The sequence below is a fragment of the Mycobacterium sp. E3247 genome (genome assembly GCF_001667785.1).
Classification (GTDB): Bacteria; Actinomycetota; Actinomycetes; order Mycobacteriales; family Mycobacteriaceae; genus Mycobacterium.
Genome location: NZ_LZJG01000091.1, coordinates 1 through 10,383 on the forward strand (window position 1 = coordinate 1; position 10,383 = coordinate 10,383).

At 71.0% G+C, this 10,383-nt stretch carries 11 protein-coding genes and 1 pseudogene; 7 read left to right on the top strand and 5 right to left on the bottom strand.

Translation table 11 applies throughout. From position 1 onward, the window contains the following. The 4 genes from A9X04_RS04845 to A9X04_RS04860 all read left to right on the top strand — a co-directional run. Positions 1-253, top strand: a 253-nt coding sequence (locus A9X04_RS04845) for a sugar nucleotide-binding protein (protein ID WP_156764217.1), incomplete at its 5' end; no start/stop codon positions are given. Beyond that, a complete protein-coding gene (locus A9X04_RS04850) occupies positions 246-1,154 on the top strand; it encodes a glycosyltransferase family 2 protein (protein WP_067918264.1) in 909 nt (302 codons plus the stop codon). The genes A9X04_RS04845 and A9X04_RS04850, both read left to right, overlap by 8 nt. Next, entirely contained in the window at positions 1,147-2,226 is a 1,080-nt protein-coding gene (locus tag A9X04_RS04855; protein ID WP_067918267.1) for a sugar phosphate nucleotidyltransferase, read from the top strand. Before A9X04_RS04850 ends, A9X04_RS04855 begins: the two co-directional genes overlap by 8 nt. Before the next feature lie 107 nt (positions 2,227-2,333). Next, positions 2,334-3,188, top strand: a complete 855-nt coding sequence (locus tag A9X04_RS04860; RefSeq protein WP_067918268.1) for an endonuclease domain-containing protein — start codon at positions 2,334-2,336, stop codon at positions 3,186-3,188. A gap of 46 nt (positions 3,189-3,234) precedes the next feature. On the opposite strand, the gene A9X04_RS04865 is transcribed toward A9X04_RS04860, so the two are convergent. The 4 genes from A9X04_RS04865 to cofD are packed head-to-tail and all read right to left on the bottom strand — an operon-like array spanning position 3,235 to position 7,706. After that, positions 3,235-3,771 (bottom strand): NUDIX hydrolase, encoded by a 537-nt coding sequence (locus A9X04_RS04865; protein ID WP_067918278.1) that lies wholly within the window; start codon positions 3,769-3,771, stop codon positions 3,235-3,237. After that, positions 3,768-5,357 carry a class I SAM-dependent methyltransferase gene (locus A9X04_RS04870; protein WP_067918269.1) on the bottom strand — a complete coding sequence of 530 codons (1,590 nt, stop codon included), beginning with the start codon at positions 5,355-5,357 and terminating at the stop codon, positions 3,768-3,770. Before A9X04_RS04870 ends, A9X04_RS04865 begins: the two co-directional genes overlap by 4 nt. 10 nt (positions 5,358-5,367) lie before the next feature. Continuing rightward, a complete protein-coding gene (locus A9X04_RS04875) occupies positions 5,368-6,708 on the bottom strand; it encodes a coenzyme F420-0:L-glutamate ligase (RefSeq protein ID WP_067918270.1) in 1,341 nt (446 codons plus the stop codon). Then, positions 6,705-7,706 carry a 2-phospho-L-lactate transferase gene (gene cofD, locus A9X04_RS04880; RefSeq protein WP_067918271.1) on the bottom strand — a complete coding sequence of 334 codons (1,002 nt, stop codon included), beginning with the start codon at positions 7,704-7,706 and terminating at the stop codon, positions 6,705-6,707. Before cofD ends, A9X04_RS04875 begins: the two co-directional genes overlap by 4 nt. A gap of 352 nt (positions 7,707-8,058) precedes the next feature. Here cofD and A9X04_RS04885 point away from each other — a divergent pair, with 352 nt between their 5' ends. Then, entirely contained in the window at positions 8,059-8,397 is a 339-nt protein-coding gene (locus A9X04_RS04885; protein WP_007168083.1) for a WhiB family transcriptional regulator, read from the top strand. 24 nt (positions 8,398-8,421) lie between these two features. On the opposite strand, the gene A9X04_RS04890 is transcribed toward A9X04_RS04885, so the two are convergent. Beyond that, on the bottom strand, positions 8,422-8,832 hold the full coding sequence (locus A9X04_RS04890; RefSeq protein WP_067918280.1) for a metallopeptidase family protein: 411 nt from the start codon (positions 8,830-8,832) through the stop codon (positions 8,422-8,424). 172 nt (positions 8,833-9,004) lie between these two features. Here A9X04_RS04890 and A9X04_RS04895 point away from each other — a divergent pair, with 172 nt between their 5' ends. Beyond that, positions 9,005-9,454 (top strand): DUF3499 domain-containing protein, encoded by a 450-nt coding sequence (locus A9X04_RS04895; protein ID WP_082972806.1) that lies wholly within the window; start codon positions 9,005-9,007, stop codon positions 9,452-9,454. A gap of 122 nt (positions 9,455-9,576) precedes the next feature. Next, positions 9,577-10,383, top strand: a pseudogene (gene manB, locus A9X04_RS04900) (phosphomannomutase/phosphoglucomutase); the annotation flags it as partial.

Genomic DNA, 10,383 nt, shown 5'->3' on the forward strand with positions numbered 1-10,383 from the left:
CGCCGCCAACGAGGGCGCGGTGTCCCGCTTCGAGCAGACCCGGGCGATCTTCTCCGAGTGCGGCGCCGACCCGGCCCGGGTGCAGCCGGTCAGCACCGCCGAGTTTCCCCGCCCCGCGCCGCGCCCCAGCTACTCCGCGCTGTCGGGGCGGGAGTCCGCCGCGGCGGGCCTGCGGCCGTTGAGGTCGTGGCGCGCCGCACTTGTCGCGGCGCTGGCCGCCGCCGATCGACCGTTACCCTCTACGCGTGACTGACGTCCTGCCGGTCGTGACGGTGACCTACTCACCGGGCCCACACCTCGAGCGATTCCTGGCCTCGTTGTCGCTGGCCACCGAGCGGCCCGTGTGCGTGGTGATGGCCGACAACGGCTCCACCGACGGGACCCCGCAGGCCGCGGTCGAGCGCTACCCCAACGTGCGGCTGTTCCACACCGGGGCCAATCTCGGCTACGGGACCGCGGTCAACCGCGCGGTCGCCCAGCTCGCCGAGACGCCGGACGTCGACGACGACTGGGTGATCGTGGCCAACCCGGACGTGCAGTGGGGGCCGGGCAGCATCGACGCGCTGCTGGAGGCCGCCACCCGGTGGCCGCGCGCCGGGGCGCTGGGCCCGCTCATCCGTGATCCCGACGGTTCGGTGTACCCGTCGGCGCGCCACCTGCCGAGCCTGGTCCGCGGCAGCATGCACGCCGTCATCGGGCCCATCTGGAAGCGCAACCCGTGGACGGCGGCCTACCGCCAGGAGCGGCTGGAGCCCACCGAACGCCCGGTCGGCTGGCTGTCCGGGTCGTGCCTGCTGGTCCGCCGGTCCGCCTTCGCCCAGGTCGGCGGGTTCGACGAGCGTTACTTCATGTACATGGAAGACGTCGACCTCGGGGACCGGCTCGGCCGGGCCGGCTGGCTGAGTGTCTACGTGCCGTCGGCCGAGGTGCTGCACCACAAGGGGCACTCCACCGGGGACGACCCGGCGAGCCACCTGGCGGCCCACCACAAGAGCACCTATATGTTCCTGGCCGACCGGCATTCGGGGTGGTGGCTGGCGCCGCTGCGCTGGGCGCTGCGGGCCGCGCTGGCGCTGCGTTCCCGCCTGATGGTGCGTGGGGCGCTGCGCACTCGGAGACGGAAACTGGCGGAAGGGCGGCGCGCAGATGGCTAACCCACAAGTCGATGCCGTGATCCTCGTCGGCGGCAAGGGCACCCGGCTTCGGCCGCTGACGCTGTCGGCGCCCAAGCCCATGCTGCCCACCGCCGGGCTGCCGTTCCTGACGCACTTGCTGTCGCGCGTCGCCGCGGCGGGCATCGAGCACGTCATCCTGAGCACCTCGTATCAGGCCGCCGTGTTCGAGGCCGAGTTCGGCGACGGGTCCAAGCTGGGCCTGCAGATCGAATACGTCACCGAGGACCGGCCGCTGGGGACCGGCGGGGGCATCGCCAACGTCGCCGACCACCTGCGCCACGACACCGTGATGGTGTTCAACGGCGACGTCCTGTCGGGTGCCGACCTGGGCCAGATGCTCGACTTCCATCGCAGCAACCGGGCCGACGTCACCCTGCACCTGGTCCGCGTGGGCGACCCGCGGGCCTTCGGCTGCGTGACCACCGACGAAACCGGCCGGGTCACCGCCTTCTTGGAGAAGACGCAGGATCCGCCGACCGATCAGATCAACGCCGGCACCTACGTGTTCGCGCGCGACATCATCGACCGCATCCCGCGCGGGCGCGAGGTGTCGGTCGAGCGCGAGGTGTTCCCCGCATTGCTCGCCGATCCGGACGTCAAGGTGTGCGGCTACGTCGACGCCACCTACTGGCGGGATATGGGCACACCGGAGGACTTCGTCCGGGGATCGGCGGACCTGGTGCGCGGCATCGCGCCGTCGCCGGCCCTGCACGGCCACCGCGGCGAGCAGCTGGTGCACGACGGCGCGGCGGTGTCGCCGGGCGCGGTGCTGGTCGGCGGAACCGTCGTCGGGCGGGGCGCCGAGATCGGACCCGGCGTCCGGCTGGACGGCGCCGTGATCTTCGACGGCGTCAAGGTCGAAGCGGGCAGCGTGATCGAGCGCTCCATCATCGGCTTCGGTGCGCGCATCGGTCCGCGCGCGCTGATCCGAGACGGCGTGATCGGTGACGGCGCCGACATCGGCGCGCGCTGCGAGTTGCTGCGCGGCGCCCGCGTGTGGCCGGGGGTGTCGATTCCCGACGGCGGCATCCGCTATTCCAGCGACGTCTAGGTCGCCTCTTTTCGCCGAGATCGACGCTACCGTGCCGTCCACTCGAACTTCTTCGCGCTGGCGTCGATCTCGGTGAGCCTGTCGGTGGTTGCGTCCACCATCTCCTCATGGGGGAGGTGTTCTCGGGCAGCGATGCGATCGCGGCTGCCGCATTGAACGAGTACCAGCTGCGCCGGTGGTATAGGCCGATCTTTCGCGACGTCTACATCCCGAAGCGGCAGGAGCCGTCGTTGGATGACCGCATCTTTGGCGCCTGGCTCTGGTCGCGCCGGCGAGCGGTGATCGCGGGAGCCGCGGCATCCGCACTCCACGGTGCGCGGTGGGTGGACTCGGACACGCCCGTCGAGCTCGTCTCGAAGAACGCCCGGCCCCAGCGCGGGCTGATCGTCCGCAACGAGACGCTGGCCGACGACGAAGTGACCGTCGTCAAGCGGCTGCCGGTGACATCGGTTGCCCGCACCGCCTTCGATCTCGGCCGCCACCTTCCGCGCAGCCAGGCGCTGGCGCGCCTCGACGCGCTGATGCGTGCCACCCCATACTCATTCGAAGACGTCTCTATCTTGGCGAAGCGGTACAAAGGCGCTCGCGGTCTGCGACGGCTGGCGGAGGTGCTGCCCCTGGTCGACGGCGGCGCGGCCTCGCCCAAGGAAAGCTGGCTGCGCCTGCTACTCATCGAAGCCGGCCTACCGAAACCTACTACGCAGATACCCGTCAACCAGGGCTGGCGATTAGTCGGTGTGCTCGACATGGGCTGGGAGGACTACATGGTCGCGGTGGAGTACGACGGCGACCAACACCGCACGGATCGAAGGCAATATGTGCGCGACCAGTGGCGCCTAGCCAAACTCGCAGAGATGGGCTGGGTCGTCATCCGTGTGATCGCCGAGGACAAGCCTGATGACATTCTCAACCGCGTGTCTCGGGCTTTGGCCCGCCGCGGATATCACCGAGATCGACGTTAGCGCGTGGACTACTCGCACTTTTCCGCGCTAGCGTCGATCTCGGCGGCTAAGGGCGCGTGGCGCGCCCGACCAGGTATGCCAGCGCGTGGTCGGCGCCGTCGGGCAGCGCGTCGGCGGGCCACCACCGCAGGTCCTCCGACTCGTCGCTGATCGCGATCCGCGCGCCGGCCGGCGCGTGCGCGACGAACTGCAGATCCAGGTGGCGGGTGGGCACGCCCAACGAGCAGGTGACCGGGTGGACGTGGATGGCGGCCAGCCCTGGCTCGATGCGCAACCCGTCGACGCCGGACTCCTCGGTGGCCTCGCGCAGCGCCGCGGCGACGACGTCGCCGTCGTCGTCGTCGCAGTGGCCGCCCAGCTGCACCCAGCGGCCCACGCGGGGGTGCAGGGTGAGCAGCACCTGCGAACCGGTGTGGTCGACCACCAGCGCTGAGGCGGTGAGATGGCCCGGCACGCACGCCCGGCGGCAGGCGTCGGGACGGGCGAGCACGAAGGCCAGGACGGCGTGCCGCAACGCATCCTGCGCCGGATCCGGGGCCTGCCAGTCGGACAGCAGCGAGATCGCCGAGTCCCGGACGCTCACCGAGAACCCCGCCGCGTCCGGCGATCCCGCAGCGAGACCCAGGCCGCGCGGCACCGCGTCACCGCTCCCGGCGCGAGCCCCAGCCCGTCGATCAGGACGTGGCGGTCGACGAGGTCGAGCGCCTTGTTGATCTCGTTGGCCTTCAACAGCAGATCGACGTCACCGGCGAGCCCGGGGCCGGCGAGCGCCGGCGGGGGGATGGGCAGCTGCTCGGCTTCCCGGGGCTCCAGCTCCAAGATGCCCCCGCCGTAACTGCGGCCGAGGATTTCGGCGAAGGCGAACGTCACGCTGTTGTGGAACACCGCGGCCAGCGCGGCGGGGTCAGTCTGGGGGTCCACCCCGGCGGCGAGCCGGACCCGGTGCACCGTGTCGGTGCTGGTCGCCGCGGCGGCGTTGACGGTCAGCCGCGGCGTCAGGTGGATCTGGCGCAGCAGGAACAGGTCGGGCATCCACAGCGAGGGCGTGGTCCACCACGGCTTGCGGATCGAGCACTTGTAGCCGCGGTCCACCCCGGCGGCCGCACCGGCGTCGATGTGCGCGGCCAGGGCGGCGTCGGCCGGCTCGCACGGCGCGTTGAGCAGCCAGCCGCGGTGCCCGGCGGCGACATCGCCCGCCCGGCAATCGGTGTCGTAGAACAGGCCGGACAACTGTGCGCTGCGCGAGACGAGCGGGACGCAGTGGGGCAGCAGCCCGAGTGCGCGGGCCTGCGCGTCGGTGAACGTGAAGAAGCTGTTGCGTCCCGTCACGATGCCCACGTCGACCTCGGCGACCGACCCCAGCCGGGTCATGGCCGCCGACGCCTTGAGCGTGCGCAGCAGCCGGATCGCGGCCGGGTCCAGGAAGTAGGTGGTCCACTTCTCGTTCTCGTGCAGCAGCGCGGGCGCCGATTCGACGCCGAGGTCGGCATCCGCGAGCGCATCGGCGTCGGCCAGGTCGACCGTGCGGACCCGGGCGGGCCCGCGACCGGCGATCGCGCAGAACAACACGACCTCCTGCAGGATGCCGTCGAACACCAACCGCCGGAACGTCACCAGCGTGATGTCGCTGAATCGGCTCAGCAGGAACTCGCGCAGCTGCGCGGCGTAGGTGACCTGAAGCAGCTCGGCGGGCAGCACCAGTCCCACCCGGCCGCCGTCGCGCACCAGCATCGAGCTCGCCACCACGAAGGGAACCCAGGCGTTGGTCAGCCGGGTGGGCCGCAGGCCCGCGCGCCGCATCAGCTCCAGCGCGGGGGCGCGCTGTTCGGCCGCCCAGTTGCCGAATCGGATGTAGGGCGGATTGCCCGCGACCCCGTCCCAGCCGCCGGGCTCGGTGGTGGCGAGCCAGGTGAACAGGTTCGCGGTGTCGACGGGAGCGAATTGCCGTGCCGTGGCCGCCTCTTCGGCGACGAGCTCGACGCCGTGGATCCGCCCGCCGAGGGCGGCCAGCTCGCGCAGGATGGCGCCGTCGCCGCAGGAGGGTTCCAGCACGCGCGGTCCGGCTTCGCGCACCCAGCGGGCGAGGAACCGGGCCACCGCCGCCGGCGTGTAGTAGCCGCCGCGGGCCTTCTCGGCGGAGGCCGCCGCCTTGCCCGCGAACGTCTTCATTCGGCAAGTATCACTTGCGGATCAACAAATCCCCGGCGTCCGCCGGGTCGCGCGGCCCGGCGGGTTCTTCGGGGTAGCCGATCGCGACTGCGCCCAGCGGCTCCCAGTCGGCGGGCAACTCCAGCTCCGCGCGCACCAGGTCGGCGGCGAAGATCGTCGAGCCGATCCAGCAGCTGCCCACCCCGCGCACGGCCAGCGCCACCAACAGGGCCTGCACGGCCGCCCCGACCGCCACGGTGAACATGGTGTGCTCGGCGTCGGTGCGGGCGGCGTCGGGATACGCGTGCGCGCCTTCGGGAACGAGCATCGGGATGACGACCTCGGGTGCGTCGTAGAGGATCTGGCCGCGCGCCACCCGGCGTTCCACCGAGTCGGCGGGCCTGCCGTCGCCGGCGAGGTCGGCGCGCCACTTGTCTTTCATGCGGTCCAGCAGCCGCGGCCGCACGCCGTCCGTGCGCAGCCAGACGAACCGGACCGGCCGGGTGTGGTGCGGGGCGGGGGCGGTGAGGGCCTCGGCGACGGCGGCTTCGATCAGCTCGGGCGCCACCGGCTCGGCGCTGAACCGGCGCACCGATCGGCGCAACAGCTGCGCCTGCCGGCGGCCCGCGTCGAGGGCCTCGGCGGTGCCGAGCCAGAACAGGTCTTCCTCGCCGGGCCGCAGCAGTCGCCGCGCGGTCGAGCCGTCGTCGGACACGGCAAGGCCGCGCACCACCGCCACCGGCATGGCGGTCAATTTGCCCTTCACCAGATCGGCCGCCGCGGCGACCTCGTCGGCGACCGCGATCTCGGTGACCACCAGTTCGTTGCCGTGTCGGTCGACGCTCCCCGAATAGCCGTGCAGCACAGCCATACCGGCCGACCCCACCGCCGCGTCGATCTGGCCGTTGCGCCAGGCGCGGCCCATCGTGTCGGTGATGACCACCGCGACGTCGACCCCCAGTCGTTCGGCCAGGCCGGCGCGCAGCGCCGCGGCGCTGCCGTCGGGGTCGACCGGCAGCAGCGCGAGTTCGTCGCGGCCCACGTTGGATCCGTCCACGCCCGCGGCGGCCTGGATCAGGCCGATGCGGTTCTCGGTGATCAGGGTGCGGCCCTTGCGCGCCAGCACCCGCACCGCCTCCTGCTCGACCAGCTTGCGCCGGAGTTGGTCGCGCTCCTCGGCGTCCTGCGGCGCGGGCACCAGCCGGCCCTCGCACTTCGACACCACCTTGCTGGTCACCACCACGACGTCGCCGTCGCGCAGCCAGGGGGCGGCCGCGGCCAGCGTCGCGCTCAGGTCGTCGCCGGGGCGGAACTCGGGAAGCCCGGCGACGGGCAGGATCTCGATCGCCGCGCCGGTGCCATGTTCGGTCACAGGTTCACGCCCGCGAGGTCGAGCCCGGCGCGGACCATCTCGGCCGTCGCCTTCGGGTCGGTCATCAGCAGCGGCACGGCGCGCACCGCGACGCCATCGATGTCCGCGTGGTCGCCCTCGTGCACCAGCCAGCAATCCAGGATGCCGGTGCCACCGCGCGCCCCGTAATGCCGGCCGACCGCCTCCGCGGTGGAGTCCACCCCGACCACCGACAGGCACGCATCGGCCATGCCGCGCAAGGGTTTTCCACCGATGATCGGCGAGTACCCGACGACCGGGGCGGTCGTCGAGCGCAACGCCGCGCGAATGCCGGGCACGGCCAGGATGGCGCCGACGCTCACCACCGGGTTGGACGGCGCCAGCATGATGACGTCGGCGTCGGCGATGGCGGCGACAGCTTCACTTGTGGCGGTGGCCTTTTCGGCGCCGATGAAGGCGAAGCTGTGTGTCGGCACGTCGGCGCGATAGCGCACCCACCACTCCTGGAAGTGGATCGCGCGCCGGGTGCCGTCGTCCGGATCGGTGATCACCACGTGCGTCTCGCAGCGGTCGTCACTAGCCGGCAGCAACCGGGCGCCGGGTTGCCAGCGATCGCACAGCGCCGTGGTGATCTGCGACAGCGGGTAGCCGGCGCCCAGCATCTGGGTGCGCACCAGGTGGGTGGCGATGTCGCGGTCGCCGAGTCCGAACCAGTCCGGCTGCACGCCGTAGCGCGCCAATTCCTCTTTGGCGTGCCAGGTTTCGTCGCGGTGACCCCACCCGCGCTCGGGGTCTACACCTCCACCTAAGGTGTACATGCAAGTGTCCAAGTCCGGGCAGACCCGCAGTCCATGAATCCAGGCGTCGTCGCCGATGTTGACGATTGCGCTAAGTTCGTGGTTGCCGGCTCCCGCGTCTGGGTGCTGTTGCGTTGCGAACTGACCCAGCCCGAGTAACTGTTGAATCCCCAGCAGGAAGCGGGCGCCGCCAACCCCACCGACCAGAACGGTGACCTTCACGTGGACGACAGTACTGCCCGACGACTGTGTGGTGGCCGGCCCGTTACGCGGCCTTTAAGCATAGTTGCGGGCGGTGTGATCGACACGCCGAATGAGCAAAACAACGGAAACGCCGTAATTCGGTCACGAGATGGTATGGAAATGCGCCGTAATGCTTGACCCGGCAGATCAACCCGTGTCTAATCACAACAGTGTCATTTCCCGGTTGGCCGGCCGGTTCCGGTGTCGCAGACCGAGATTCGATCACTTGTTCGAATTGTCTGTACACATCAGAAAAGTGGGAACCACTCACTCCCCCAATCAAATTGAGGAGGCGGACGACCGTATGTCTTACGAACATCTTCGAGGAGTCATGGCGAGCACGCCGCACACCCCCATCGTCTCGGCGCCGGTTCGGCCGGCCCGGCCGCACCTGACCGTGGTTCCCGATGCGCCAGTCGCATTCGAGCCCGAGCCGATGCCGGCCCCCGTCGCGGACCAGTGGCAGGACCGGGCGCTGTGCGCCCAGACCGACCCCGAGGCCTTCTTCCCGGAGAAGGGCGGCTCCACCCGCGAGGCCAAGAAGATCTGCCTGGGGTGCGAGGTACGCCACGAGTGCCTGGAGTACGCCCTGGAGCACGACGAGCGCTTCGGCATTTGGGGCGGCCTCTCCGAGCGGGAGCGCCGTCGCCTCAAGCGCGGCATCATCTGACGCCGCGCACAACGTCTTTCGGCGTCATTCGTCGTCGATCGTCGGGTCGATGACCGACGGCTCGACATCGAGGTAGATGGCCACCTGGGCCACCAGTATCTCGTGCAGCAAATCACCGAGTTCGACGGTGTCCTTTGCCCGTCGCTCAATAGGCTTGCGGAACAAGACAATTCGCGCCCGCGTGGCGTTCCCGCGGACGTCGACGCCGGCCGGGATCAGTCGCGCCAGGGGGATCGGCCCGTCGGCGACGACCTCCGGCGGCCACTGCACGCTGTCGGGATCCTTGGCCGCGATGCGGGGGATCTCGTCGACCGCCACGTCGAGCTCGGCCAGGCGCGCCTGCCAATGCCGCTCGATGGGTTCGTAGGCCTCGAGCACCGCCATGTCGAACCGCTCGGCCCGGCTGCGCCACCCGGGCACCGTCGGCGGCAGCAGCGGACCGCGTACATCGCGGCCCCGCCGGGAAGCGAATCGGCCCGGGGACCGATCCCTCCGCGGGGAGCTGCGCGAATCGCCCACGCGCCGATGGTAACGGTTGAACATCGGGGGTCGGCCGGTTGCGCGTGTCCGGCGCTTCAAGGACGTTTGCGCACGATAGCCTTTCGGCGTGAACGTTCCCCGTCGCTGTTGCCGGCCCGGGTGTCCGCACTACGCCGTGGCGACCTTGACGTTCGTCTACTCGGACTCGACGGCGGTGGTGGGACCACTCGCGACCGCGCGGGAGCCCCATTCGTGGGACCTGTGCGTCGGCCATGCCGGCCGGATCACCGCGCCCCGCGGGTGGGATCTGGTGCGCCACGCCGGCCCCCTCTTTTCTGAGCCCACGCATCCCGACGAGGACGACCTGGTCGCCCTCGCCGATGCGGTGCGCGAGGGCGGCCCCGCGGCGCGCGCGGTGCCCTACGGCGGCGCGCCGATCAACGGCTTCGCCGACCCGCACATCCCCCACGCCGGGTCGCAGGCCACCGCGCCCAGCAGCAGTGTGCTCGCGCCGCCCGAGCATCGGTCCGGCCGGCGCCGCGGGCATCTGCGGGTGTTGCCCGACCCCAGTGACTAGCCGTTCCGGCGTCGACCGCGATCCCCGCGCACCGCTGCGGTCCGTGTTTGTCGCGGGCCGATAGGCTGACGGCCAAGAGGCGAAGGAACGCGAACCCGTTCAAGGCGTCAGGAGGCCCCCGCATGTCTCGGCTCGCCGCGACCGTCCACCGCGTCGTCAAGGCATACGACGTGCGAGGGCTGGTCGGCGACGAGCTCGACGAGCCGCTGGTCACCGCCCTGGGGGCGGCCTTCGCCAGGCTGATGCGCGGCGAGGGCGCGCGGCAGGTGGTGATCGGCCATGACATGCGCGACAGTTCGCCCGCGCTGGCCGCTGCTTTCGCCTCCGGGGTGATGAGCCAGGGCCTGGACGTGGTGCGGATCGGTCTGTCCTCCACCGACCAGCTCTACTTCGCCTCCGGGTCGCTGGACTGCCCCGGCGCCATGTTCACCGCGAGCCACAACCCGGCGGTCTACAACGGGATCAAGCTGTGCCGGGCGGCCGCCAAGCCGGTCGGCGCCGACAGCGGGCTGCGCGCCATCAGTGAGGACGTGATCGCCGGGGTGCAGCCGTATGACGGGCAACCCGGAACCGCCACCGACCGCGACGTGCTCGACGACTACGGGACGTTCCTGCGTTCGCTGGTGAGCATGTCGGGGCTGCGGCCCCTGCGGGTGGCCGTCGACGCCGGCAACGGCATGGCCGGTCTCACCACGCCCGCGGTGCTCGGGGCGATCGACTCGATCACCTTGCTGCCGTTGTACTTCGAGCTCGACGGCTCGTTCCCCAACCACGAGGCCAACCCGCTCGACCCGGCCAACCTGGTCGACCTGCAGGCCTACGTCCGCGACACCGGCGCGGACATCGGCCTGGCCTTCGACGGGGATGCCGACCGCTGCTTCGTCGTCGACGAACGCGGCCGGCCCGTGTCGCCCTCGACGGTGACCAGC

Excerpts from the sequence above, each read along its gene's own strand:
- A9X04_RS04855 (WP_067918267.1), top strand. The coding sequence starts at position 1,147 with ATGGCTAACCCACAAGTCGATGCCGTGATCCTCGTCGGCGGCAAGGGC.
- A9X04_RS04860 (WP_067918268.1), top strand. The coding sequence starts at position 2,334 with ATGGGGGAGGTGTTCTCGGGCAGCGATGCGATCGCGGCTGCCGCATTG.
- A9X04_RS04870 (WP_067918269.1), bottom strand. The coding sequence starts at position 5,357 with ATGAAGACGTTCGCGGGCAAGGCGGCGGCCTCCGCCGAGAAGGCCCGC.
- A9X04_RS04885 (WP_007168083.1), top strand. The coding sequence starts at position 8,059 with ATGGCGAGCACGCCGCACACCCCCATCGTCTCGGCGCCGGTTCGGCCG.